27 protein-coding genes and 1 riboswitch are annotated in these 23254 nt (G+C 60.6%); of the genes, 18 read left to right on the plus strand and 9 right to left on the minus strand.

The annotated features are described in order from the left end of the window. From VZP09_RS17295 to VZP09_RS17305, 3 genes are all read left to right on the plus strand, one after another. Positions 1 to 572, plus strand: a 572-nt coding sequence (locus tag VZP09_RS17295) for a TolC family protein (RefSeq protein ID WP_328795300.1), incomplete at its 5' end; no start/stop codon positions are given. A 167-nt stretch (positions 573 to 739) separates the two neighbouring features. Then, positions 740 to 1411, plus strand: a complete 672-nt coding sequence (locus VZP09_RS17300; RefSeq protein WP_002916849.1) for a DUF1190 family protein — start codon at positions 740 to 742, stop codon at positions 1409 to 1411. A gap of 5 nt (positions 1412 to 1416) precedes the next feature. After that, positions 1417 to 2577 carry a glutathionylspermidine synthase family protein gene (locus VZP09_RS17305; protein WP_004900674.1) on the plus strand — a complete coding sequence of 387 codons (1161 nt, stop codon included), beginning with the start codon at positions 1417 to 1419 and terminating at the stop codon, positions 2575 to 2577. A gap of 44 nt (positions 2578 to 2621) precedes the next feature. Here VZP09_RS17305 and ygiD read toward each other — a convergent pair whose 3' ends face one another. Beyond that, a complete protein-coding gene (gene ygiD, locus VZP09_RS17310; protein WP_004174357.1) occupies positions 2622 to 3413 on the minus strand; it encodes a 4,5-DOPA dioxygenase extradiol in 792 nt (263 codons plus the stop codon). Between the two features lie 186 nt (positions 3414 to 3599). Here ygiD and zupT point away from each other — a divergent pair, with 186 nt between their 5' ends. Next, positions 3600 to 4370, plus strand: coding sequence for a zinc transporter ZupT (zupT, locus tag VZP09_RS17315; protein ID WP_064153291.1), 771 nt, complete (start codon positions 3600 to 3602; stop codon positions 4368 to 4370). Between the two features lie 61 nt (positions 4371 to 4431). Here zupT and ribB read toward each other — a convergent pair whose 3' ends face one another. Beyond that, positions 4432 to 5085, minus strand: a complete 654-nt coding sequence (gene ribB / locus VZP09_RS17320) for a 3,4-dihydroxy-2-butanone-4-phosphate synthase (RefSeq protein WP_002916855.1) — start codon at positions 5083 to 5085, stop codon at positions 4432 to 4434. Between the two features lie 105 nt (positions 5086 to 5190). Continuing rightward, positions 5191 to 5342, minus strand: a riboswitch (FMN riboswitch). Between the two features lie 120 nt (positions 5343 to 5462). On the opposite strand from ribB, the gene ubiK reads away from it, so the two are divergent. Beyond that, positions 5463 to 5735: a ubiquinone biosynthesis accessory factor UbiK gene (ubiK, locus tag VZP09_RS17325; RefSeq protein WP_004174355.1), complete on the plus strand. Its 273-nt coding sequence runs from the start codon at positions 5463 to 5465 to the stop codon at positions 5733 to 5735. Between the two features lie 35 nt (positions 5736 to 5770). On the opposite strand, the gene glgS is transcribed toward ubiK, so the two are convergent. After that, positions 5771 to 5968 (minus strand): cell surface composition regulator GlgS, encoded by a 198-nt coding sequence (gene glgS / locus VZP09_RS17330; RefSeq protein ID WP_002916857.1) that lies wholly within the window; start codon positions 5966 to 5968, stop codon positions 5771 to 5773. Here glgS and VZP09_RS17335 point away from each other — a divergent pair. Next, positions 5960 to 6109, plus strand: coding sequence for a hypothetical protein (locus VZP09_RS17335; protein WP_004144536.1), 150 nt, complete (start codon positions 5960 to 5962; stop codon positions 6107 to 6109). The two genes, glgS and VZP09_RS17335, sit on opposite strands and share 9 nt — an antisense overlap. A 77-nt stretch (positions 6110 to 6186) precedes the next feature. Here the strand turns inward: VZP09_RS17335 and hldE are convergent, their stop codons facing one another. The 3 genes from hldE to VZP09_RS17350 are packed head-to-tail and all read right to left on the minus strand — an operon-like array spanning position 6187 to position 11835. Further along, positions 6187 to 7620: a bifunctional D-glycero-beta-D-manno-heptose-7-phosphate kinase/D-glycero-beta-D-manno-heptose 1-phosphate adenylyltransferase HldE gene (gene hldE / locus VZP09_RS17340; RefSeq protein ID WP_004174353.1), complete on the minus strand. Its 1434-nt coding sequence runs from the start codon at positions 7618 to 7620 to the stop codon at positions 6187 to 6189. A gap of 58 nt (positions 7621 to 7678) precedes the next feature. Then, complete coding sequence (gene glnE / locus VZP09_RS17345) at positions 7679 to 10516, minus strand: bifunctional [glutamate--ammonia ligase]-adenylyl-L-tyrosine phosphorylase/[glutamate--ammonia-ligase] adenylyltransferase (protein WP_165452881.1); 2838 nt, start codon at positions 10514 to 10516, stop codon at positions 7679 to 7681. A 20-nt stretch (positions 10517 to 10536) separates the two neighbouring features. After that, complete coding sequence (locus VZP09_RS17350) at positions 10537 to 11835, minus strand: CYTH domain-containing protein (protein ID WP_328795301.1); 1299 nt, start codon at positions 11833 to 11835, stop codon at positions 10537 to 10539. 214 nt (positions 11836 to 12049) lie between these two features. On the opposite strand from VZP09_RS17350, the gene VZP09_RS17355 reads away from it, so the two are divergent. Both VZP09_RS17355 and VZP09_RS17360 read left to right on the plus strand, forming a co-directional pair. After that, positions 12050 to 12670 (plus strand): TIGR04211 family SH3 domain-containing protein, encoded by a 621-nt coding sequence (locus VZP09_RS17355; RefSeq protein WP_002916862.1) that lies wholly within the window; start codon positions 12050 to 12052, stop codon positions 12668 to 12670. A 61-nt stretch (positions 12671 to 12731) separates the two neighbouring features. Beyond that, positions 12732 to 13973 carry a multifunctional CCA addition/repair protein gene (locus VZP09_RS17360; protein ID WP_002916864.1) on the plus strand — a complete coding sequence of 414 codons (1242 nt, stop codon included), beginning with the start codon at positions 12732 to 12734 and terminating at the stop codon, positions 13971 to 13973. 11 nt (positions 13974 to 13984) lie between these two features. Here the strand turns inward: VZP09_RS17360 and bacA are convergent, their stop codons facing one another. After that, a complete protein-coding gene (gene bacA, locus VZP09_RS17365) occupies positions 13985 to 14806 on the minus strand; it encodes an undecaprenyl-diphosphate phosphatase (protein ID WP_004144532.1) in 822 nt (273 codons plus the stop codon). 198 nt (positions 14807 to 15004) lie between these two features. Next, entirely contained in the window at positions 15005 to 15388 is a 384-nt protein-coding gene (gene folB, locus VZP09_RS17370; protein ID WP_004150923.1) for a bifunctional dihydroneopterin aldolase/7,8-dihydroneopterin epimerase, read from the minus strand. Positions 15389 to 15495: 107 nt separating this feature from the next. Here folB and plsY point away from each other — a divergent pair, with 107 nt between their 5' ends. Together plsY and VZP09_RS17380 are read left to right on the plus strand one after the other, a co-directional pair. Next, positions 15496 to 16113 (plus strand): glycerol-3-phosphate 1-O-acyltransferase PlsY, encoded by a 618-nt coding sequence (gene plsY / locus VZP09_RS17375; RefSeq protein WP_004144530.1) that lies wholly within the window; start codon positions 15496 to 15498, stop codon positions 16111 to 16113. Positions 16114 to 16244: 131 nt separating this feature from the next. Further along, on the plus strand, positions 16245 to 16364 hold the full coding sequence (locus VZP09_RS17380; protein ID WP_020324810.1) for a hypothetical protein: 120 nt from the start codon (positions 16245 to 16247) through the stop codon (positions 16362 to 16364). A gap of 10 nt (positions 16365 to 16374) precedes the next feature. Here the strand turns inward: VZP09_RS17380 and VZP09_RS17385 are convergent, their stop codons facing one another. After that, positions 16375 to 16521, minus strand: a complete 147-nt coding sequence (locus VZP09_RS17385; RefSeq protein WP_004144529.1) for a short-chain dehydrogenase — start codon at positions 16519 to 16521, stop codon at positions 16375 to 16377. Here VZP09_RS17385 and VZP09_RS17390 point away from each other — a divergent pair. The 8 genes from VZP09_RS17390 (at position 16511) to VZP09_RS17425 (ending at position 23222) form a co-directional block, all read left to right on the plus strand. Then, positions 16511 to 17335 carry an urease accessory protein UreD gene (locus VZP09_RS17390; protein ID WP_004174349.1) on the plus strand — a complete coding sequence of 275 codons (825 nt, stop codon included), beginning with the start codon at positions 16511 to 16513 and terminating at the stop codon, positions 17333 to 17335. The genes VZP09_RS17385 and VZP09_RS17390 overlap by 11 nt on opposite strands. Before the next feature lie 9 nt (positions 17336 to 17344). Next, positions 17345 to 17647, plus strand: coding sequence for an urease subunit gamma (locus VZP09_RS17395; RefSeq protein WP_002916871.1), 303 nt, complete (start codon positions 17345 to 17347; stop codon positions 17645 to 17647). A 9-nt stretch (positions 17648 to 17656) separates the two neighbouring features. Then, entirely contained in the window at positions 17657 to 17977 is a 321-nt protein-coding gene (locus VZP09_RS17400; protein ID WP_032415556.1) for an urease subunit beta, read from the plus strand. Next, the gene (gene ureC / locus VZP09_RS17405; RefSeq protein ID WP_015958999.1) at positions 17970 to 19673 is read left to right on the plus strand and encodes an urease subunit alpha; all 1704 of its coding nucleotides are present in this window, start codon (positions 17970 to 17972) and stop codon (positions 19671 to 19673) included. Before VZP09_RS17400 ends, ureC begins: the two co-directional genes overlap by 8 nt. A 9-nt stretch (positions 19674 to 19682) precedes the next feature. Further along, a complete protein-coding gene (gene ureE, locus VZP09_RS17410; RefSeq protein WP_087759304.1) occupies positions 19683 to 20159 on the plus strand; it encodes an urease accessory protein UreE in 477 nt (158 codons plus the stop codon). Between the two features lies 1 nt (position 20160). After that, entirely contained in the window at positions 20161 to 20835 is a 675-nt protein-coding gene (locus VZP09_RS17415) for an urease accessory protein UreF (RefSeq protein WP_015959000.1), read from the plus strand. An 8-nt stretch (positions 20836 to 20843) separates the two neighbouring features. Then, positions 20844 to 21461, plus strand: coding sequence for an urease accessory protein UreG (ureG, locus tag VZP09_RS17420; RefSeq protein ID WP_002916877.1), 618 nt, complete (start codon positions 20844 to 20846; stop codon positions 21459 to 21461). 153 nt (positions 21462 to 21614) lie between these two features. Continuing rightward, on the plus strand, positions 21615 to 23222 hold the full coding sequence (locus VZP09_RS17425) for a purine-cytosine permease family protein (RefSeq protein WP_087791884.1): 1608 nt from the start codon (positions 21615 to 21617) through the stop codon (positions 23220 to 23222). Positions 23223 to 23254: the final 32 nt, after the last annotated feature.

Genomic DNA, 23254 nt, shown 5'->3' on the forward strand with positions numbered 1-23254 from the left:
GGCAGAACCAAATCGGCCTGAACTTCTCTCTGCCACTGTATCAGGGCGGCGCGGTGACCTCGCAGGTCAAACAGGCGCAATACAACTTCGTCGGCGCCAGCGAGCAGCTGGAAAGCGCCCACCGCAGCGTCGTGCAGACTGTGCGTTCATCGTTTAACAACGTGAACGCCTCCATCAGCAGCATCAACGCCTACAAACAGGCGGTGGTCTCTGCGCAAAGCTCCCTGGATGCCATGGAAGCTGGCTACTCGGTGGGTACGCGTACTATCGTTGACGTCCTCGACGCCACCACTACGCTGTATAACGCTAAGCAGCAGCTCTCGAATGCGCGCTACAACTACCTGATCAACGAGCTGAACATTAAGTCGGCGTTAGGTACCCTGAACGAGCAGGATCTGGTCGCCCTGAACAACACGCTGGGTAAACCCATCTCCACCTCCGCAGATAGCGTCGCGCCGGAAAATCCGCAACAGGATGCCACCGCTGATGGCTACGGCAACACTACCGCGGCGGTGAAGCCGGCGTCCGCACGGACCACCCAGAGCAGCGGCAGCAATCCGTTCCGTCAGTAATTCTCATACTGTGATGCGCATCGCCTGTCCGTCGGACAGGCGATGCGTTAAACGTAAGGCAACGTAAAGATCCCCCGCTTAGCGCCCCTCTTCGCTTCATTTTCCACCACTCATCCTCTATCCTGAGCGTTAACACACGCCATACCACTGGGTCCTGGAAGACAAATATGAAACGGACAAAAAATATTAATCATTCGTCGTTCCGCAAAAGCTGGAGCGCACGCCATCTGACGCCGGTCGCGCTGGCCGTCACCGCGGTCTTTATGCTCGCCGGTTGTGAAAAAAGCGACGAAACGGTGTCGCTGTACCAGAACGCCGATGACTGCTCCGCCGCCAACCCGGGCAAAGCAGCCGAATGCACCACGGCCTACACCAACGCGGTAAAAGAGGCAGAGCGCACTGCGCCGAAGTATGCCACCCGCGAAGACTGCGTCGCCGAGTTTGGCGAAGGCCAGTGCCAGCAGACGCCAGCCCAGGCGGGCGTCGCCCCGGAAAACCAGGCGCAGGCGCAAAGCAGCGGCAGCTTCTGGATGCCGCTGATGGCCGGCTACATGATGGGCCGCCTGATGGGCGGCGGCATGGCGCAACAGCAGCCGCTGTTCAGCTCGAAAAATCCGGCCAGCCCGGCCTACGGTCAGTACACTGACGCCAGCGGCAAGAGCTATGGCGCCGCCCAGCCGGGCCGCACCATGAACGTGCCGAAAACCGCGATGGCGCCGAAGCCAGCCACCACCACCACCGTCACCCGCGGCGGCTTTGGCGAGTCGGTAGCGAAACAGTCGACCATGCAGCGTAGCGCCGCAGGCTCAACGTCCTCTTCTCGCTCAATGGGCGGCTAAGCAACATGGAAAGAGTCAGTATTACCGAGCGCCCGGACTGGCGCGAGAAAGCGACCGAGTACGGTTTCAACTTCCATACCATGTACGGCGAGCCCTACTGGAGCGAAGAGGCGTATTACAAGCTGACCCTCGCGCAGGTGGAAAAGCTGGAAGCGGTCACCGCTGAGCTACATCAGATGTGCCTCCAGGTGGTGGAAAAAGTGATCGCCAGCGATGAGCTGATGACCAAATTCCGCATCCCTAAACACACCTGGGGTTTTGTACGCCAGTCGTGGAAAACCAACCAGCCGTCGCTCTACTCACGTCTCGACCTGGCCTGGGATGGCGTCGGCGAACCGAAGCTGCTGGAGAACAATGCCGACACCCCGACCTCGCTGTATGAAGCGGCCTTCTTCCAGTGGATCTGGCTGGAAGATCAGCTCAACGCCGGCAAGCTGCCGGCGGGCAGCGACCAGTTCAACAGTTTGCAGGAAAAGCTGATCGATCGCTTCGGCGAGCTGCGCGAGCAGTTTGGCTTTCAGCTGCTGCATATGGCCTGCTGCCGCGATACCGTTGAAGATCGCGGTACCGTGCAGTATCTGCAGGACTGCGCCGCTGAAGCGGGGCTGGCGACGGAATTCCTCTACGTTGAAGATATCGGCCTGGGCGAAAAAGGCCAGTTTACCGATCTGCAGGATCAGGTGATTGGCAATCTGTTCAAGCTCTATCCGTGGGAGTTTATGCTGCGGGAGATGTTCTCCACCAAGCTGGAAGACGCTGGCGTCCGCTGGCTGGAGCCGGCGTGGAAAAGCATTATCTCCAACAAGGCGCTGCTGCCGATGCTGTGGGAGATGTTCCCCAATCACCCTAATCTGCTGGCGGCCTACTTCAGCGAAGATGCTCACCCGGAGATGGAGAAGTACGTCATTAAGCCAATCTTCTCCCGCGAAGGCGCTAACGTGTCGATCGTTGAAAATGGCAAAGTGGTGGAGGCAGTAGAAGGCCCGTACGGGGAAGAAGGCACCATCGTGCAGGCGTTTTACCCGCTGCCGAAGTTTGGCGATAGCTATACGCTGATTGGCAGCTGGCTCATCAACGACCAGCCTGCAGGGATCGGTATTCGCGAAGACCGGGCGCTGATCACCCAGGATCTGTCGCGCTTCTATCCGCACATTTTCGTCGAATAATGCCGCGCTCCGGCGACGGTAAATGCCGCCGGAGCGCGCTATCATCAGGCGCCAACCAACACCGACAGCATGCTCAGCGAGCCCATCTCGATACCATCGACCGGGATCGTCATCGCCTCAACGCCATCCCACGTCCCCAGGACATACAGCAGCGGCAGGAAATGCTCCGCCGTCGGATTGGAGAGCGAGCCCCCTTCGTGTGCCAGGTAGTTAACCAGCGGGTGTTGCTCGTCCAGCCCCTGCCATTGCAGATTCGCTTTCACGTAGTTATTGAAGGACTCTGCCCAAGGGTACGGCGTGTTCTCGCCATGCCAGCGGGCGGTGCGCAGGTTATGCACCACGTTGCCGCTGGCCACCAGCATAATGCCTTCATCACGCAGCGAGGCCAGTTTCCGCCCCATTTCGAGATGCCAGGCCGGCGGTTTGGTGCTGTCGATGCTCAACTGAACCATCGGGATATCCGCCTGCGGATACATTTTAATCAGCACGCCCCACGAGCCATGGTCAAATCCCCAGGCTTCTGTATCGAGGGTGACCGGCACCGGCGAGAGCAGCTCCACCAGCCGTTGCGCCAGCGCCGGAGAGCCCGGCGCCGGATAATGCGTGTCATACAGCGCCTGCGGAAAACCGCCGAAGTCATGAATGGTCTTCGGCGCCTCCATCGCCGTTACGCCCGTACCGCGCGTAAACCAGTGCGCAGAGACCACCACGATCGCTTTCGGACGCGGCAGGGTTTCGCCCAGTTGAGCCCAGGCGCGGGTATAACGGTTGTCTTCCAGCACGTTCATTGGGCTGCCATGGCCGAGAAACAACGCGGGCATTCGGGTACGGGACATGATGATATCCTTAGGGTGTCAATGTGATGTGCTCACATTACGCGCTTTTGCGCCAGGATAAACTCAGATAACCATGATGATGATCGTCAGAAAATTTGAATGTAATTCGCGGTAAAGGGACGTGTCCCGTACGCGCATCCTCAGGCAATATACTCGTATGTAATTATTTTCACAGGGAGAGAAGCGATGTCATCACCCTTAATATTGACGCTGTTAGCCGGTAGCGCAACCTTCATTGGCGCCATATTCGGCGTGATTGGCCAGAAACCCTCTAACCGCCTGCTTGGCTTCTCCCTCGGCTTTGCCGCCGGGATTATGCTATTGATTTCGTTGATGGAAATGCTGCCTGCCGCGCTGGCCGCCGAGGGCATGTCGCCGCTGCTCGGCTACGGAGTGTTTGTTGTCGGCCTGCTGGGCTACTTTGGCCTTGACCGCCTGCTGCCGCACGCCCACCCGCAGGATCTGATGACTCCCGCCATGCCGCGCCCGCGCAACTTACGCCGCACCGCTATTCTTTTGACACTGGGGATCAGCCTGCATAACTTTCCGGAAGGGATCGCCACCTATGTCACGGCCAGCAACAACCTCGAGCTTGGCATGGGCGTCGCCCTTGCCGTCGCCCTGCACAATATTCCGGAAGGACTGGCGGTTGCCGGACCGGTGTATGCCGCCACCGGCTCGCGCAGCAAAGCGGTGCTCTGGGCCGGGCTTTCCGGCATGGCGGAAATTTTGGGCGGCGTGCTGGCGTGGTTGATTCTGGGGAGCCTGGTCTCGCCGCTGGTGATGGGCGCGATCATGGCTGCCGTCGCCGGGATTATGGTGGCGCTGTCGGTCGATGAACTGATGCCGCTGGCGAAAGAGATCGATCCGCAAAGCAATCCAAGCTACGGCGTCCTGTGCGGGATGTCGGTCATGGGGCTGAGCCTGGTGGTACTCCAGACGATGGGCATCGGTTAAAGCGCAGAAACAACACAGCCCACTAACAAGTGGGCTGTGCTCGGGCGTAGCGAACCGCTATTTAGCTGGCTTTACGCTCATGTTCGCGACGATAGGCCACCAGATCTTCAATCGTGACTACCGCCATATTGTGCTGCTGAGCGAACTTGATGCACTCCGGCGCGCGGGCCATGGTGCCATCGTCATTCGTCAGCTCGCACAGCACGCCTGCCGGTTTAAAGCCAGCCAGGGTCACGAGGTCGATAGTGGCTTCGGTGTGACCGCCGCGGGTCAGTACGCCGCCCGGCTGCGCACGCAGCGGGAAGACGTGACCTGGACGGTTAAGATCGGAAGGTTTCGCGCCGTCGGCGATGGCCGCGCGGACGGTGGTCACGCGGTCGGCAGCGGAGACGCCGGTGGTCACACCTTCGGCCGCTTCGATGGTCACGGTGAAGCCGGTGCCGTAGGCGCTGGTGTTGTTCTCTACCATCATCGGCAGATCCAGCTGTTTGCGGCGTTCTTCGGTCAGGCACAGGCACACAATGCCGCTGCCGTGACGAATGGTCAGTGCCATCTGCTCAACGGTCATGGTTTCAGCGGCGAAGATCATATCGCCTTCGTTTTCACGGTCTTCATCATCAAGCACCATCACGCCGCGGCCTTCGCGCAGGGCGTTCAAAGCGTGTTCCACACGTTCAAAAGCGGTACCAAAAGAAGAAAGGAGCGTCTGATTCATGGTAAAAAAACCTCATTAAAATTATGGTTACCAGAATCAGGGCAGTCTTAGGAGCGCCGGTTTAGCGGCAAAAGTCAACGCGAGCGGGCCTGGGCCCGACTGTGCCGTTACTCTCTCCCATCCGGACTTTAACCGTCGGCCCCGGAATTACACCGGATCTGCTGACCTTCCCGTAGTCACGGGAAGCGCTCGCGGGCTTTCAACGCCATGGTTGATTTACCGCCGGTGGGGAATTTCGCCCCGCCCTGAGAATAAGCGAGATAACTATAACGCTATTGACTATCCTCGGCAATGCATAAGCTTCAAACATTTCTGGTTTATAGGCGGCCTGGTTCGCACTACAATGATCAATCATCCGACCCGAGCAGGAAACCACCATGATTGACCCGAAAAAAATTGAACAAATCGCCCGCCAGGTCCATGAGTCGATGCCAAAAGGACTTCGCGATCTGGGTGAGGATGTTGAGAAGAAAATCCGCCAGGCGCTGCAGTCGCAGCTGACCCGTCTGGATCTGGTTAGCCGCGAAGAGTTTGACGTGCAGACTCAGGTGCTGCTGCGGACCCGGGAAAAACTGGCGCTGCTGGAGCAGCGCCTGAATGACCTCGAAAACCGCCCGGCGACGACGCCGGGCAGCGAAGAGCAGCAGTAAAAAACGGGCCCCTGGGGGCCCGTTTTGCGTTTGGCTTAATGGGCGGCTTCCGCCTGACTACTCACCTGGCGACAGTACAGTTCATAGCGCTGGCAAAACCATTCACGATGTTCTTCATCCATATTGCCGACAATGGCCTGAAGATCAACTGGCTGGCCCTGGGCGTGCATTCTGGCGAAACTCCGCGCCAAAAAATCAAAATTCTTCATTGAATACATATCGTTATGGTTCATGCGCATACTCCTTCAGCGGTGGATGTTCTGATCAGTCATATGCCTTTTACTCACTTCAGTATTTACGCTTACCTTAACGCGATTTGTACGAAAAATGCGCTTAACATGATTATTTATTGCGCTAAATCATTTTCCACATGATTAAATAAAAACGGCCCGCGATACGTCTATCGCAGGCCGTGATGTTTCACCNNACACACGGGTGAATATCGAAAAAGTTATTTTTCGCTATCTTTTTGTATTTTCTTAATAATATTGGTAGTCGAGCAGCCATCTTCAAAGTTGAGCACCAACACTTCGCCACCGTTCGCCCAGACCTCTTCGCTGCCGGCGATCTGCTCCGGTTTGTAGTCGCCGCCTTTGACCAGCAGATCCGGCAGGATGCCAGCGATCAGGCGCTGCGGAGTATCTTCTTCGAAGGAGACCACCCAGTCGACGGCTTCCAGCGCCCCCAGCACGATCATCCGCTGTTCCAGCGGGTTCACCGGGCGGGTTTCGCCTTTCAGACGTTTGGTGGAGGCATCGCTGTTGACCGCCACGATCAGACGGTCGCCCAGCTTGCGCGCATTCGCCAGATAGGAGACATGACCGGCATGCAGAATGTCGAAGACGCCGTTGGTCATCACCACTTTCTCGCCGCGCTTGCGCGCCGCCGCAACCGCCTGTTTGAGCTCCTCTTCGCTCATCACGCCAAAGCCGGTCTCAGCCCGGCCGCGGACCGCGTTTTCCAGCTCGACAGGGGAAACGGTGGATGTACCCAGCTTACCGACCACCACGCCCGCCGCGGCGTTAGCGAAATAGCAGGCCTCTTCCAGGGTGTTGCCGGACGCCAGGGTCGCCGCCAGCACGCCAATCACCGTGTCGCCGGCGCCGGTCACGTCGTACACTTCCTGGGCCTGGGTCGGCATATGCAGCGGCGGACGCCCCGGCTGCAGCAGCGTCATCCCCTGCTCAGAGCGCGTCACCAGCAGCGCCGACAGTTCGAATTCGGCGATGAGCTTCATGCCGCGCTCAACGATCTGCGCTTCATCCTGGCACTTGCCCACCACCGCTTCAAACTCAGAGAGGTTCGGGGTGAGCAACGTCGCGCCGCGATAGCGTTCGAAATCGGTGCCTTTCGGATCGATCAGCACCGGCACGCCCGCTTCACGTGCGAGTCGGATCATGGTCTGGACGCTGGTCAGCGCCCCTTTGGCATAGTCCGAAAGGACCAGCGCGCCAATAGAGCCCAGCGCCTGCTGAATGCGCTCGTGCATCGGCTGCGGATCGACGCCGGAGAAGCCCTCTTCAAAGTCGAGGCGGATCAGCTGTTGATTGCGCGACAGCACCCGCAGCTTGGTGATAGTCGGGTGAGTCGGGACGGAGACGAAGTCGCACTTCACATTGACGTTGGCCAGCGCCTGGCTCAGCGCGCGGGCGGCGTCATCAATCCCGGTCAATCCCACCAGGCGCGAGGTTGCCCCCAGCGAGGCGATGTTCATCGCTACGTTTGCCGCGCCGCCAGGACGTTCTTCGATATTTTCCACCTTCACCACCGGCACCGGGGCTTCCGGGGAAATACGACTGGTGGGGCCGTACCAGTAGCGGTCCAGCATCACATCACCCACCACCAACACTCCTGCACGTTCAAACTCCGGCAGCGTTACTTTCATGACTCTCTCCTGCGAGACGCAAACTTTGCGCGCGATAATAGCACACCCGATTTTATAGTTAAGCCATCAGCCATTTCTGCCAGCTGGCGCTGACCTGCTCGCGCTCCCGGCTGAAGGCCTCTGGCGCCGCGTGTCCCGGCAGCTCCTGCAGGGCCAGGTGATGGAGCGCGTCACGCAAGGTGGTGTACGCGTGCGTTAAGGCGCGCGCTTCCTCCTCGTCCATGATGTCGTTCTGCGCCAGCAGCTCGAGAATACGCACATTATCAGACCAGCGGGTCAGCTTCGGCTTGTCGCTGGCATAGCGTAGGACCAGATACTGGGTAATAAATTCAATATCCGTGATCCCGCCGGCATCGGCTTTGATATCAAAACGATTGGGATGCTTGTTGCCGAGGTGGGCGCGCATCTTCTCGCGCATCTCGCGAACCTCGGTCTGCAGGGTTGCACCCTCCCGCGGGGTGGTCAGGATATCGCGACGAATGGCGTCAAAGCGCGCCTGCAACGCCGGGTCGCCATAGACCACGCGGGCGCGCACCAGCGCCTGATGCTCCCACGTCCAGGCCTCGTTCTGCTGATAGTCGGCAAACGCGTCAGCGGTGGTAACCAGCATCCCCGCCGCGCCGGAAGGGCGCAGCCGGGCGTCCACTTCGTAGAGAATACCGGACGAGGTGCGGGTGCTGAACAGATGCATGATCCGCTGGGCCAGCCGCAGGTAGAACTGACGGCCGTCAATCTCCCGCTCGCCGTCGGTCATCACCTCCGCCGGGCAGTCATGGAGGAACACCAGGTCGAGATCGGAGCTGTAGCCCAGCTCCCAACCGCCGAGCTTGCCGTAGCCGACGACGGCGAAGCCGCGCCCCTGGCGATCGTGCAGGTGGGTCGGCAGGCCGTAGCGAGCCACCATCTGCCCCCATGCCTGCTGCACCACCGCGTCGAGGATCGCTTCGGCAAGCCAGGTTAAATGATCGCTGACCTTCATCACCGGCAGGGTGCCGGCGATATCCGCCGCCGCGATATGCAGCTGCTGCGCCTGCTTGAACTGGCGCAACGCCTCCAGCTGCTGCTCTTCATCCTCTTCCGGCACCCGCAGCAGATACTGACGCAGCTCGTCGCGATAGGCATCGGTCGCCGTCGGCTGATAGAGGGTGTTGGGATCCAGCAGCTCATCCAGCAGCAGCGGGTGGCGCGCCAGCTGGCTGGCGACCATCGGCGATGCCGCGCAGAGCGTAATCAGGTGTTTCAGCGCGCCGGGGAATTCGCTCAGCAGTTCAAGATAGGTGGTGCGGGTGACGATCCCGGTCAACAGCGGCGTGATCCGCGCCAGAGGCAGCGGCGCATCGGCGCGCGAGCAGATTTCGCTCAACAGATGCGGCATCAGCTGATCCAGCACCTGGCGGCCGCGCGGGCCGATGGTGCGCCGATCCAGCTCTTTGCGGAAATCGGCAATCAGCGCCAGCACGCTGCGGCGGTCGGCGTCGTTTAAATGCGCCAGCGCCGGACTGGCGTCATCTTCTTCCAGCGCATCCTGCCACAGCTCGCGCCAGTACTCGGCCAGCTGCTCATCTGGCGACTGAGCCTCGTCATCGCCGATCAGTTCATTAAACACCCGCCGTACGTTGGCCATATGGTTCGCCAGCTGCGCGCTCAGCGTCTCCCAGTCATCGGTATGCATCCCCCACGCCAGTCTGGCGCGGTTCAGTTCATCCTGCGGCAGGGTCTGGGTCTGTTCATCGTTGATACTTTGCAGCAGGTTTTCCAGCCGGCGCAGGAACAGATAGGCCGCGCGCAGCAGCGTCGCGTCGCCTTCCGGCAGCAGATGCAGCTCATCAATCGCCGCCAGTGTCGGCAATAGCGCGCGCTGCTGCAGCGCAGGTTCGCGACCGCCGCGGATCAGCTGAAAGACTTGAACGATAAATTCAATTTCACGAATGCCGCCGGCGCCGAGCTTGATGTTGTCTTTCAGCCCGCGACGCCGCACTTCACGGGCGATCATGCCTTTCATGTTACGCAGCGACTGGATCACGCTGAAGTCGATATAGCGGCGGAAGACGAAGGGGCGAAGCATCGCGCGCAGTTCGCTGGCGTAGGCGCCGTCGTTATCGCCCATGATCCGCGCTTTCACCATCGCGTAGCGTTCCCAGTCCCGCCCCTGCTCCTGGTAATAATCTTCCAGCGCCGCAAAGCTGAGCACCAGCGGCCCGCTGTCGCCAAACGGCCGCAGGCGCATATCCACCCGATAAACAAAGCCGTCCTGCGTCGGCTGATCCAGCGCCTTGATAAGCCGCTGCCCCAGGCGGGTAAAGAACTGGGCATTATCCAGCTCGCGACGGCCGCCGCGGGTGGCGCCATGCTCCGGCCAGGCAAAGATCAGATCGATATCGGAAGAGAAGTTCAGCTCGCCGCCGCCCAGCTTTCCCATCCCGAGGATCAGCAGCGGCTGCGGCTGACCCTCGGCGTTGCATGGCGTTCCCCACTCTTTACAGCAGGCGGCGTACAGCCAGTCGCGGGCGGCGACAATCAGGGTCTCCGCCAGGACGCTCAGCTGCTGCAGCGTCTCTTCTTCGCGCACCAGCGACAACGCCTGCGCCCAGGCGATGCGGACCATCATCTGGCGGCGGAAGAGACGCAGCTCTCGCATCAACCCCGCTTCGTCAGTGACGGCCTGCAGGCGCTCCTGCAGCCAGGCTTCGTAATGCCGCCACTCTTCCGCCGCCGGCGCGGAGTCCGCAAGCTCATTCAGCCAGCCCGGCTGAGCGATCACACCCTGTTCGACAAAATCGCTGAACGCCATCACCGACCTGGCCTGTGGGCTCAGTTCGGCAACGGGAAAATCCGTTGGCAGACGGTCAGCGACCGTCTGCCAGTGCTGCTGTAACTGCGGAGAAAGCGGCATCATAAGGGCTCCCTGGCCTGTAATTATCGTTTTCCACTATGCAGCCAGAACGGCTCGGCAGCCAGCGCCTGGCGACGGAAATATTCAAACACGCTGCGGTCGTCATGCTCTATCGCACGCTGAAGTTCCTGCCAGTTCTCCAGCCAGGGCGCGACGGCGTCGCCATAGGCGCCCGCCAGCAGCTGGACGCTGTCGATGTCGCGGGACAGCTTCGGCAACTGGTCAGCGGCATCTTCTACCGCCAGATGCTGCACGGCGCTGCGCAGCTCGGCCGCCACCCGCGAGAGGTGAATATCGGCAAACCGTTTGAACGATCCGGCTATTTTTTTCTCTCCCGCCTCGTTGAGGAACGGACGCCACCCGCGCTGGACCAGCCATTCGGTCAGGGCCAGTTTGGCGCCAACGACCTCGGTGCGGAATAACGCTTCGTCGGCGGTGTCCGCAGCCAGCAGAACGGCGTCGGCGTCGTTCAGCAACGCGCGGAGGTGGGTGGTCGCCTTACGCGGCACGATGCCGCCGAACAGCACGAGGGCATGGCGCACGCGGGCTATCGCCAGCAGAATTTCCGCTTTGGCTTTTGCGTTGCCGCGCAGCCAGATCTCGTCGTGATACAGCCAATGCGCCAGGGCGCTCTCCAGCGCCGCCTCCAGCCCCTGCTCCACGCTGGCCTTCGCTGCCACCGGCAGCACCGCCAGCCGGGTCACCGGACGCTCATTGTTACCTTGCGCCAGATGATACCCGCGCGCGGCTTTGCTCAGGCTCCCCTGACGCAGGACGCCGCTCTCCAGCAAACGATGCGCGAGGCGCAGCAGATCGGCGGTCTCCCCGGCGAGCAGCTCCAGCTCCAGTTCGCAGATCGGCTCCTGATGTTCGCCCGCCTTCACTTCGCCACGATCGAGGGCAATCTCAATCTCACTCTTTCCTTCCTGGATCACCCAGCGTTCACGGGCAAAATCGGTGCTGAACAGCGGCTGGACATGCTCCGCCAGCGCGGCCGGAAGTTCCCCTTGCGGCCAGACCTCCGCCGGCAGGCGCTCAAGCGCCAGCTCCGGTTTATCCAGTGGAATATTATATTCCGGGCGCTGGTGCAGGCCGCCGACCACCCGACCGGCGATTTTCAGCGTCATCNCATAACGCCCCTGATCGCCGCGGATGCGCAGCCCCATATCGTGACGACGCAGCCAGTTATCGGCGGTTTCGTAATAAATGTTCAGCAACTGGCCCGCGGGCGTATGTTTCGCCTCGAGCGCATTGAGCTGCTCGCGCAGCGTCTCTACCCCATCCTGAGCGACGATAAACTTGAGTTCGATTTCTTGAGCCATGACTGAATTCTTCCGCTTCTGTGCTGCGCCGACAAATTGCGGCGAACTTACGACAATATTTTTTGTCAGTAGATAGTATTTTGCGGTGAATCGCCATGCAACGCGCTTTTTGCCGGGCCACCTCCTGGATGATTCCGATTGTGGCGGAAAACTTTGCGTCGCTCTGGCGATGCCTCTACTATCGTTCCACTTTTTATGACCAAACGATGACCTGATGCCAAAATTACGCCTGATTACTTTTACTTTGCTCGCGCTTAGCGCCGCCACGGCGGTTCACGCAGAAGAAAAGCGCTACGTTTCCGATGAGCTGAACACCTGGGTTCGCAGCGGCCCGGGCGATAATTATCGTCTGGTCGGCACCATCAACGCCGGGGAAGAAGTGTCGGTACTGCAAACGAACGACAGCACCAGTTACGCGCAAATTCGCGACAGCAACGGCCGTACCGCCTGGATCCCGCTGAAAGAGCTGAGCAACGAGCCCAGCCTGCGCACCCGCGTCCCGGATCTGGAAAACCAGGTCAAAACGCTGACCGATAAGCTGAATAACATCGATGCCACCTGGAACCAGCGCACGGCGGATATGCAGAAGAAAGTCGCCGGCAGCGACAGCGTGATTAACGCGCTGAAGGACGAGAACCAAAAGTTGAAAAACGAGCTGGTTGTCGCGCAGAAGAAGGTGAATGCGGCAAATCTGCAGCTTGATGATAAACAGCGCACCATTATCATGCAGTGGTTTATGTACGGCGGCGGTGTGCTGGGCGTCGGTCTGCTGCTCGGTCTGGTGCTGCCGCATCTGGTGCCAAGCCGCAAACGCAAAGACCGGTGGATGAACTAATTCGTCTTCTCTGCCAGACTTACGTATCATCTTGCGAAAAACGGATACGGGAGAATCAGGCGTGAAGAGTTATCTGGTCGGTGGCGCGGTGCGTGACGCGCTGTTAGGGCTGCCGGTCAAAGACCGAGACTGGGTGGTGGTGGGCGCCACCCCGCAACAGATGCTAGACGCGGGCTATCAACAGGTAGGCCGCGATTTTCCCGTGTTCCTCCATCCGCAAAGCCGGGAAGAGTATGCCCTGGCCCGCACCGAGCGCAAATCCGGCGCGGGCTATACCGGTTTTACCTGCTATGCCGCCCCGGACGTCACCCTCGAAGCCGATCTGCTGCGCCGCGACCTGACGGTCAATGCCCTCGCCCAGGATGCCGACGGCGCAATTATCGACCCCTACGGCGGACAGAACGATCTCCGTCAGCGCCTGCTGCGCCATGTCTCTCCCGCGTTTAGTGAAGATCCGCTGCGCGTGCTGCGCGTCGCGCGCTTTGCCGCCCGCTACGCCCACCTCGGTTTTCGCATTGCCGAAGAGACCCAGGCCCTGATGGCCGCGATGGTTGAGGCCGGCGAGCTGGCGCATTTAACGCCGGAGCGGGTGTGGAAGGAGACGGAAAGCGCATTAACTACTCGCAACCCGCAGGTCTTTTTCCAGACGCTGCGCGACTGTCAGGCTCTCAAGGTGCTGTTCCCGGAGATTGACGCCCTGTACGGCGTGCCGGCCCCGGCGAAATGGCATCCGGAAATCGACACCGGCCTGCACACCCTGATGACCGTCACGATGGCCGCGATGCTGTCGCCGGATGTCGACGTACGTTTCGCCACCCTGTGCCATGACCTCGGCAAAGGGCTGACGCCGAAGGCGCTCTGGCCGCGTCACCACGGCCATGGTCCGGCGGGAGTCAAGCTGGTGGAGCAGCTCTGCGCGCGTCTGCGGGTGCCGAACGATATCCGCGATCTCGCGAAACTGGTGGCGGAGTACCATGACCTAATCCACACCCTGCCAATTCTGCAGCCGAAAACCCTCGTCAAACTCTTCGACAGCATTGACGCGTGGCGCAAACCGCAGCGCGTGCAGCAGATCGCGCTCACCAGCGAAGCCGACGTCCGCGGACGCACCGGTTTCGAGGCCAGCGATTACCCGCAGGGGCGCCTGCTGCTGGAGGCCTGGGAAGTGGCGCAGTCGGTCTCCACTAAAGAGGTCGTCGCGGCGGGCTTTAAAGGGGCGGAAATTCGCGAGGAGCTGACGCGGCGGAGAATTGCGGCGGTAGCGCAGTGGAAGGAACAGCGTTGCCCCCAGCCGCAAGGCTGAGGGCGCAGGCCTTAGAAGAAGACCACGTACACCGCTGCCGCGACGATAAAGCGGTAGATAGCGAACGGAATGAACGAGATCCGTTTGATCAGCTGCAGGAAGGTTTTAATCGCAATCAGCGCCACGATAAACGCCATCACGAAGCCGACGGCGAACATCGGGACATCGCCCATGTTCAGGAAGCCGATGCTCTTGTAGACGTCCAGCACGGTGGCGCCCATCATCATCGGTACCGCCAGCAGGAAAGAGAACTCCGAGGCCGCATAGCGGCTGACGCCCATCAGCATGCCGCCGGAGATAGTCGCCCCCGAGCGGGAGAAACCTGGCCACAGCGCCAGGCACTGAAAGCAGCCGATGACGAACGCCTGACGGTAGGTCATATCGTCAATCCCGACCGCGCGCGGCTGTTTCGGCTTCAGCACTTCCGCTGCAATCAGCAATACGCCACCGACAATCAGGGCGTACATCACGTTCACCGGGTTAAACAAGGATTTAATGGTGTCATGGAAAATCAGCCCCATCACCACCGCGGGGATCATGCCGAGAAGGATATGGATAAGCGACAAACGGCCGCTGCCCTGGCCTTCATGCGCCGGCGGTTTCCCGAAATGGATGCCGATCAGGCCGAACAGGCGACGCCAGAACATCACCACCACGGCGAGTATCGAACCTAACTGAATCACCACTTCAAAGGTATTTGCGGTATCACCTTCAAACCCCAGCAGGTGACCAACAATAATCATATGACCGGTACTGGAAACAGGTAAAAACTCTGTCAAACCCTCAACCACACCCAATATTGCCGCCACCAGCAGCGAGTGTATATCGCTCATCCAATTAAACCCTTTAAAAAAGTAAAATGAAAAAAACCAGGAACACGGTATCGTTCAACAGGCACAACCCGGCTGCCAGAGCGCGCGTAATCCGCAGCGTACAGGAAGTACACACGGATTCGTCCACCGTTCTGGAAGGACATCGCCAGTAAAATTGCCTGATGACCGGATGCTATGACCGGTATAAACGCAATTTGTTTAACAAGTATGACCTGAAAAGTTTTGTTTCAGATTAAGGCCACGTTCAATAATCACCCCGACGTTTGCCGCGCGAGCCACGGCGCCAGGTTTGCTGACTTTTATGCGCACCCATGGCGACTGGAATGTTTCCAGCAGCAGGTCGGCCACCTCTTCCGCCACCCGCTCCACTAACGCAAATTTCCCCCCCTCCACATGCGCGATCACGCGCTCGCTGATATCAGCATAGCTGAGGCAATCGCTGACATCATCGCTGGCGGCCGCCTTGCGGTTATCCCATGCAATTTCGATATCGAACACCAGCTTCTGCTCAATGGTTTGTTCCCAGTCATAAACACCGATGGTGGTGATTACCGAAAGTTGCTCTATAAATACAATATCCATCACGCCCTGCCTGCTTTTTAGCTAAACCGGATACCACTTCCGGCGAATTATGCGTATTATCCACAGATGCAGAGAATACAACGACATTTTCAAAACGGAACAGCGTTATGAGTGCAATCGCGCCTGGACTGGTACTCCTCGCCTACCTCTGCGGCTCCATTTCCAGCGCCATTCTGGTATGTCGCCTTGCTGGCCTGCCCGACCCACGCGACAGCGGCTCAGGCAACCCCGGGGCCACTAACGTACTACGAATTGGCGGAAAAGGGGCGGCCGTAGCGGTACTTATTTTTGATGTGCTGAAGGGCATGCTCCCGGTGTGGGGCGCCTGGGCGCTGGGCCTTACGCCGTTCTGGCTGGGGTTAGTGGCGATTGCCGCCTGCGTGGGCCATATCTGGCCAGTCTTCTTTCATTTCCGCGGCGGTAAAGGCGTCGCCACGGCCTTCGGCGCTATCGCCCCCATCGGGCTCGATCTCACCGGGGTGATGGCCGGGACCTGGCTGCTGACCATCCTGCTCAGCGGTTACTCTTCCCTGGGCGCTATCGTCAGCGCGCTGATCGCCCCGTTCTACGTCTGGTGGTTCAAACCGCAGTACACCTTTCCGGTGTCGATGCTCTCCTGCCTGATCCTCCTGCGCCATCACGACAACATTCAGCGTCTGTGGCGCCGCCAGGAGAGCAAAATCTGGACCCGCGTGAAGAAGAAAAAAACGCCAGAGCAGAAGTAATCTCCCCTCCCGGCTCCGCCAGCCGGGGAACTCCCCTGCGCTAATCGCGCCTTTCATCCGCCCTTTTACGCCTCCTCGCCATCAAAGGCGATCATCGCCACATCCTCCTTTTGTAACAATACGTTAGCAGCATGGAAAGGCAAAAGTTGCGCTGGCGGCTGGCGGCGCGGCGCAACCCGATCCGCCGCCTTTTCCGCCGCGCCCAGGCTGCGGATCAGGATATTGACGGCAAAGATTATCCGGGTGAATAATCCGGAGCGGTTATGCCGCTTTCCCCTCGCGCCCGTCGCGACGCTCCGGGTTACGGATGACATAAGCGTTTCGTATGACCGGGATAAACTCCCGCCGATCAATACTCATTGCTGCTGTTTTATCTTGATTTTGCAGGGGCGCAACATTGCACGGCACCGTGTTACCACCACTCAAAAAAGGCTGGCAGGCCACGCTGGATCTCCGCTTTCAGCAGGCCGGCGGCAAGACCGTTCTCGCCAGCGCCCAACACGTCGGCCCGCTGACCGTCCAGCGCCCGTTTTACCCGGAAGAAGAGACCTGTCACCTCTATCTGCTTCACCCGCCCGGCGGCATCGTCGGCGGTGATGAGCTGACAATTAGCGCGCACCTTGCCCCCGGCTGCCATACGCTGATAACCATGCCTGGCGCCAGCAAGTTTTACCGCAGCAGCGGCGCGCAAGCGCTAGTTCGCCAGCAGTTGACCCTTGCCCCGCAGGCGACCCTGGAGTGGCTCCCGCAGGATGCCATCTTCTTTCCCGGGGCCAATGCCCGGCTGTTCACTACCTTTCATCTTTGCGCCTCCAGCAGGCTGCTGGCCTGGGATCTGCTCTGCCTTGGCCGCCCGGTGATTGGCGAAACCTTCAGCCACGGCACCCTCAGCAACCGGCTGGAGGTATGGGTGGACGATGAGCCGCTGCTGGTCGAGCGCCTGCAGCTGCAGGAGGGAGAGCTCTCCAGCGTCGCCGAACGTCCCTGGGTCGGCACTTTGCTGTGCTATCCGGCTACCGATGCCCTGCTCGACGGGGTGCGCGACGCGCTGGCGCCGCTCGGTCTCTACGCCGGCGCCAGCCTGACCGACCGCCTGCTGACGGTGCGTTTCCTCAGTGACGATAATCTGATTTGCCAGCGGGTGATGCGCGACGTATGGCAGTTTCTGCGCCCTCATCTCACCGGTAAATCTCCCGTACTTCCCCGAATCTGGCTGACTTAAGAGAACGTTATGGAACTGACCCCCCGAGAAAAAGACAAGCTGTTGCTGTTTACCGCCGCGCTGGTGGCGGAGCGTCGCCTGGCCCGCGGCCTGAAGCTCAACTATCCGGAGTCCGTGGCCCTGATCAGCGCCTTTATTATGGAAGGCGCTCGGGACGGCAAAAGCGTGGCCTCGCTGATGGAGGAAGGCCGTCATGTCCTGACCCGCGAGCAGGTGATGGAGGGCGTCCCGGAAATGATCCCGGATATCCAGGTCGAAGCCACCTTCCCGGACGGCTCGAAGCTGGTCACCGTTCACAACCCGATTATCTGAGGTAGCGCCATGATCCCCGGTGAATATCACGTTAAGCCCGGTCAGATAGCCCTGAATACCGGCCGGGCAACCTGTCGCGTGGTCGTTGAGAACCACGGCGATCGGCCGATTCAGGTCGGTTCGCACTACCATTTCGCCGAGGTTAACCCGGCGCTGAAGTTCGACCGTCAGCAGGCCGCCGGCTATCGCCTGAATATCCCGGCGGGCACGGCGGTACGCTTTGAACCCGGCCAGAAACGCGAGGTCGAGCTGGTGGCCTTGGCCGGTCACCGCGCCGTCTTCGGCTTCCGCGGCGAGGTCATGGGCCCTCTGGAGGTAAACGATGAGTAATATTTCACGCCAGGCCTATGCCGATATGTTCGGCCCCACCGTCGGCGACAAGGTGCGCCTGGCGGATACCGAGCTGTGGATCGAGGTGGAGGACGATTTGACCACCTACGGGGAAGAGGTCAAATTCGGCGGCGGCAAAGTGATCCGCGACGGCATGGGCCAGGGGCAGATGCTGGCCGCCGACTGTGTCGACCTGGTGCTCACCAACGCGTTGATCGTCGATCACTGGGGGATCGTTAAGGCCGATATCGGCGTGAAGGACGGCCGGATCTTCGCCATCGGCAAAGCCGGCAACCCCGACATCCAGCCCAACGTCACCATCCCCATCGGCGCCGCGACGGAAGTAATTGCCGCCGAAGGAAAAATTGTCACCGCCGGCGGGATCGATACCCATATTCACTGGATCTGTCCGCAGCAGGCGGAAGAGGCGCTGGTCTCCGGCGTGACCACCATGGTCGGCGGCGGCACCGGCCCGGCCGCGGGCACCCACGCCACCACCTGTACCCCGGGCCCGTGGTATATCTCACGCATGCTGCAGGCGGCCGACAGCCTGCCGGTCAATATCGGCCTGCTGGGCAAGGGCAACGTTTCTCAGCCGGACGCCCTGCGCGAGCAGGTGGCGGCGGGCGTCATTGGCCTGAAGATCCATGAGGACTGGGGCGCCACCCCGGCGGCGATCGACTGTGCGTTAACCGTCGCCGATGAAATGGACATTCAGGTCGCCCTGCACAGCGACACCCTCAATGAATCCGGTTTTGTGGAAGACACCCTCGCCGCCATCGGCGGACGCACCATCCACACCTTCCATACCGAAGGGGCCGGCGGCGGCCATGCGCCGGACATCATCACCGCCTGCGCCCATCCAAACATTTTGCCGTCGTCCACCAACCCAACGCTGCCCTACACCCTCAACACCATCGATGAACATCTCGATATGCTGATGGTCTGCCACCATCTGGACCCGGACATTGCCGAGGACGTGGCCTTTGCCGAGTCGCGCATTCGCCGGGAAACCATCGCCGCGGAAGACGTGCTGCACGACCTCGGCGCCTTCTCGCTCACCTCCTCCGATTCGCAGGCCATGGGCCGCGTCGGGGAAGTGATTCTCCGCACCTGGCAGGTGGCGCATCGTATGAAGGTGCAGCGCGGCGCGCTGGCGGAGGAGACCGGGGATAACGATAACTTCCGCGTGAAGCGCTACATCGCCAAATACACCATCAACCCGGCGCTGACCCACGGCATCGCGCACGAAGTCGGATCCATTGAGGTGGGTAAGCTGGCTGACCTCGTGGTCTGGTCGCCAGCCTTCTTCGGCGTGAAACCGGCCACCGTGATCAAAGGCGGCATGATCGCCATCGCGCCGATGGGCGATATCAATGCCTCTATTCCGACCCCGCAGCCGGTGCACTACCGCCCGATGTTTGGCGCGCTGGGCAGCGCCCGCCATCACTGCCGCCTCACCTTCCTGTCGCAGGCGGCGGCAGCCAATGGCGTTGCCGAGCGGCTGAACCTGCGCAGCGCGATCGCCGTGGTGAAAGGCTGCCGTACGGTGCAGAAAGCCGACATGGTGCACAACAGCCTGCAGCCTAACATCACCGTCGACGCCCAGACCTATGAGGTGCGGGTGGATGGCGAACTTATCACCAGCGAGCCGGCAGACGTTCTGCCGATGGCGCAACGATATTTTCTGTTTTAAGGAGAGCGGATGCTTTATTTAACTCAACGTCTGGAGATCCCCGCCGCCGCGACCGCCAGCGTTACGCTGCCGATTGATGTTCGCGTCAAAAGCCGGGTTAAGGTCACCCTCAACGATGGCCGGGAAGCCGGCCTGCTGCTGCCCCGCGGCCTGCTGCTGCGCGGCGGCGATGTGCTCAGCAACGAAGAAGGCACCGAGTTTGTGCAGGTGATTGCCGCTGATGAAGGGGTGTCGGTAGTGCGCTGCGACGATCCGTTTATGCTGGCGAAGGCCTGCTACCACCTCGGCAACCGTCACGTGCCGCTGCAGATCATGCCGGGCGAGCTGCGCTACCATCACGATCACGTGCTGGACGATATGCTGCGCCAGTTCGGCCTGACGGTGTCCTTTGGCCAGCTGCCGTTCGAGCCGGAAGCCGGCGCTTACGCCAGCGAGAGCCACGGTCATCATCATGCTCATCATGACCACCACGCTCACAGCCACTAGCATGTCGACAGCGGAACAACGCCTGCGGCTGATGCAGCTGGCCAGCAGCAACCTGCCGGTAGGGGGTTACAGCTGGTCCCAGGGGCTGGAGTGGGCTGTGGAAGCCGGCTGGGTGCCGGACGTCGCGGCCTTCGAGCGCTGGCAGCGACGCCAGATGACGGAAGGCTTTTTTACCGTTGACCTGCCGCTGTTCGCCCGCCTGTACCGCGCCTGCGAACAAGGCGATATCGCTGCGGCCCAGCGCTGGACCGCCTATCTGCTGGCCTGCCGGGAAACTCGTGAACTGCGGGAGGAAGAGCGCAACCGCGGCGCGGCGTTTGCCCGTCTGCTGAGCGACTGGCAGCCGGACTGTCCGCCGCCGTGGCGCTCCCTGTGCCAGCAAAGCCAGCTCGCCGGGATGGCCTGGCTCGGCGTGCGCTGGCGTATCGCCCTGCCCGAGATGGCCCTCAGCCTGGGCTATAGCTGGATTGAGAGCGCCGTGATGGCCGGCGTCAAGCTGGTCCCCTTCGGCCAGCAGGCCGCCCAGCAGCTGATTTTACGTCTTTGTGACCACTACGCGGCCGAGATGCCCCGCGCGCTGGCCACGCCGGACGGCGATATCGGATCGGCCACCCCGCTCGCCGCCATCGCCTCTGCCCGGCATGAAACCCAATACTCTCGATTATTCCGTTCCTAGGAGAAGCCATGAACTCTTATAAACACCCGCTGCGCGTCGGCGTCGGCGGCCCGGTCGGCTCCGGTAAAACCGCTCTGCTGGAAGCACTGTGTAAAGCGATGCGCGATACCTGGCAGCTGGCGGTGGTCACTAACGACATCTATACCAAAGAAGATCAGCGCATCCTCACCGAAGCGGGCGCGCTGGCGCCTGAACGCATCGTCGGTGTGGAAACCGGCGGCTGCCCGCATACGGCGATCCGCGAAGATGCCTCAATGAACCTCGCCGCCGTGGAAGCGCTGAGTGAAAAGTTCGGTAACCTCGACCTTATCTTCGTGGAAAGCGGCGGCGATAACCTGAGCGCCACCTTCAGCCCAGAGCTGGCGGATCTGACCATCTACGTCATCGATGTGGCCGAAGGGGAGAAGATCCCGCGCAAAGGCGGACCGGGGATCACCAAATCCGATTTCCTGGTGATCAATAAAACCGACCTTGCCCCCTATGTGGGCGCGTCGCTGGAGGTGATGGCGAGCGATACCCAGCGTATGCGCGGCGATCGCCCATGGACCTTCACCAATCTGAAGCAGGGCGACGGCCTGAGCACCATTATCGCCTTCCTCGAAGACAAAGGCATGCTTGGCAAATAGGCCTGTTGCACCAGCCGGGCGCAAGCGCGTCCGGATGGTGCAGCCTCTGCTCTCTCTTTATATCATCCTGCCTCCACCTCCGCGCCACGCCTGCCCTGCAATATGGCATAAGGTTTGCTAATTCAAGTCATGCCTAACCATTAAGGAATGACTATGTCATCACTGGATCTTAACCCTGAATTACCCGCGACAACGCGGACTTCCGGTACCCGGGAAACCTTAGAAGATTACACCTTACGTTACGCCCCGCTGAGCTTCCGCCGCTGGGGTCCGGGCGTCGTCGCGGTCACCGCGCTGGGCGGCATCGCCTATCTGGCCGACTTTTCCATCGGCGCCAGTATCGGTATGGCCTGGGGCACCAGCAACGCCATCTATTCGATCCTGGTGGCGGCGCTGGTGATCTTCCTCACCGGCATTCCGCTGGCGATCACCGCCGCGCGCTACAACATTGACCTTGACCTGATCACCCGCAGCGCCGGCTTCGGCTATTTCGGCTCGGTGATCACCAGCATTATTTTTGCCGGCTTCACCTTTATCTTCTTCGCCCTCGAAGGCTCGATCATGGCCCAGGGCCTGCTGGTGGGCCTCGGGATCCCGCTGTGGATAGGATATCTGATCGCCACCCTGATGGTGCTCCCGCTGGTGGTCTATGGCATGAAAGCCCTGACCCGCCTGCAGGTGTGGACCACGCCGCTGTGGCTGGTGCTGATGGTGGTGCCGGTGGTGTGGCTGATTGTCAAAGATCCGCAGCTGGTGGACGGCTTCCTGCATTTCGCCGGTAAAAACAGCGCGTCGACGGTGGATATTACCGCCATCATGCTCGGCGCTGGGGTATGCCTGTCGCTGATCATGCAGATTGGCGAGCAAATTGATTACCTGCGCTTTATGCCGCCTAAGACCGCGGAGAATCGTAAAAGCTGGTGGCTGGCGGTCTTTTCCGCCGGTCCGGGCTGGGTGGTGTTAGGGGCGATCAAACAGATCATCGGCGCCTTCCTCGGCTTCTATCTGTTGACCCGTTTCCCGGCGGTGCACAATACCGAACCGGTGCAGCAGTTCGTCAGCGTCTTCGATAACCTGGTGCCCGGCTGGCTGGCCCTGACGCTGGCGGTGGTGCTGGTGGTGATCTCGCAGATCAAAATTAACGTCACCAATGCCTACTCCGGCTCGCTGGCGTGGACCAGCGCCTGGACCCGCACCACCAAACGCTATCCGGGACGGATTATTTTTGTGGTGGTCAACCTGGCGATTGCCCTGGCGCTGATGGAGGGCGATATGTTCAGCGCCCTGTCATGGATCCTCGGCTTTTACTCCAACTTCGCCATCGCCTGGGTCGTGGTGGTGGCGACCGACATCACCTTTAATAAAGGCTTGCTCAAGCTGGCGCCGGCGCAGCCGGAGTATCGTCGCGGCATGATCTACAACGTTAACCCGGTGGGCGTGGTCTCCTTTGGTCTGGCCGCCGGGCTGTCGATCTGCGCCTTCTTCGGTCTGCTGGGGGCGACGCTGGCGCCGTTCTCGCCGCTGATTGCGCTGGTCGTCGCCTTTGTCATGACCCCGCTGATGGGGCTCCTTACCCGCGGGCGCTACTATATTAAGCATGTGGATGACGGCATCGCCGAGCCGCGCTATGACGCGGCGGGGAACGCCTCCGCCACCGTGTATCAATGCGTTAGCTGTGAGGAAGAGTACGAGCGCCCGGACGTGATGCACTCGCACAAGCATCAGGGAGCCATCTGCTCGCTGTGTAAAAGTATGGAGTAGTCAGGAAGGCAGGCCGACGTGACGTCGGCCTG

It is taken from the genome of Klebsiella sp. EMBS2024 (assembly GCF_036233805.1).
In the GTDB taxonomy this organism is placed as follows: domain Bacteria; phylum Pseudomonadota; class Gammaproteobacteria; order Enterobacterales; family Enterobacteriaceae; genus Klebsiella; species Klebsiella pneumoniae.

Coding starts and splice junctions, on each gene's coding strand:
- VZP09_RS17300 (WP_002916849.1), top strand. CDS start 740: ATGAAACGGACAAAAAATATTAATCATTCGTCGTTCCGCAAAAGCTGG.
- VZP09_RS17305 (WP_004900674.1), top strand. CDS start 1,417: ATGGAAAGAGTCAGTATTACCGAGCGCCCGGACTGGCGCGAGAAAGCG.
- ygiD (WP_004174357.1), bottom strand. CDS start 3,413: ATGTCCCGTACCCGAATGCCCGCGTTGTTTCTCGGCCATGGCAGCCCA.
- zupT (WP_064153291.1), top strand. CDS start 3,600: ATGTCATCACCCTTAATATTGACGCTGTTAGCCGGTAGCGCAACCTTC.
- ribB (WP_002916855.1), bottom strand. CDS start 5,085: ATGAATCAGACGCTCCTTTCTTCTTTTGGTACCGCTTTTGAACGTGTG.
- ubiK (WP_004174355.1), top strand. CDS start 5,463: ATGATTGACCCGAAAAAAATTGAACAAATCGCCCGCCAGGTCCATGAG.
- VZP09_RS17335 (WP_004144536.1), top strand. CDS start 5,960: ATGGTTCATGCGCATACTCCTTCAGCGGTGGATGTTCTGATCAGTCAT.
- glgS (WP_002916857.1), bottom strand. CDS start 5,968: ATGAACCATAACGATATGTATTCAATGAAGAATTTTGATTTTTTGGCG.
- hldE (WP_004174353.1), bottom strand. CDS start 7,620: ATGAAAGTAACGCTGCCGGAGTTTGAACGTGCAGGAGTGTTGGTGGTG.
- glnE (WP_165452881.1), bottom strand. CDS start 10,516: ATGATGCCGCTTTCTCCGCAGTTACAGCAGCACTGGCAGACGGTCGCT.
- VZP09_RS17355 (WP_002916862.1), top strand. CDS start 12,050: ATGCCAAAATTACGCCTGATTACTTTTACTTTGCTCGCGCTTAGCGCC.
- bacA (WP_004144532.1), bottom strand. CDS start 14,806: ATGAGCGATATACACTCGCTGCTGGTGGCGGCAATATTGGGTGTGGTT.
- folB (WP_004150923.1), bottom strand. CDS start 15,388: ATGGATATTGTATTTATAGAGCAACTTTCGGTAATCACCACCATCGGT.
- plsY (WP_004144530.1), top strand. CDS start 15,496: ATGAGTGCAATCGCGCCTGGACTGGTACTCCTCGCCTACCTCTGCGGC.
- VZP09_RS17380 (WP_020324810.1), top strand. CDS start 16,245: ATGGAAAGGCAAAAGTTGCGCTGGCGGCTGGCGGCGCGGCGCAACCCG.
- VZP09_RS17395 (WP_002916871.1), top strand. CDS start 17,345: ATGGAACTGACCCCCCGAGAAAAAGACAAGCTGTTGCTGTTTACCGCC.
- VZP09_RS17400 (WP_032415556.1), top strand. CDS start 17,657: ATGATCCCCGGTGAATATCACGTTAAGCCCGGTCAGATAGCCCTGAAT.
- ureC (WP_015958999.1), top strand. CDS start 17,970: ATGAGTAATATTTCACGCCAGGCCTATGCCGATATGTTCGGCCCCACC.
- ureE (WP_087759304.1), top strand. CDS start 19,683: ATGCTTTATTTAACTCAACGTCTGGAGATCCCCGCCGCCGCGACCGCC.
- VZP09_RS17415 (WP_015959000.1), top strand. CDS start 20,161: ATGTCGACAGCGGAACAACGCCTGCGGCTGATGCAGCTGGCCAGCAGC.
- ureG (WP_002916877.1), top strand. CDS start 20,844: ATGAACTCTTATAAACACCCGCTGCGCGTCGGCGTCGGCGGCCCGGTC.
- VZP09_RS17425 (WP_087791884.1), top strand. CDS start 21,615: ATGTCATCACTGGATCTTAACCCTGAATTACCCGCGACAACGCGGACT.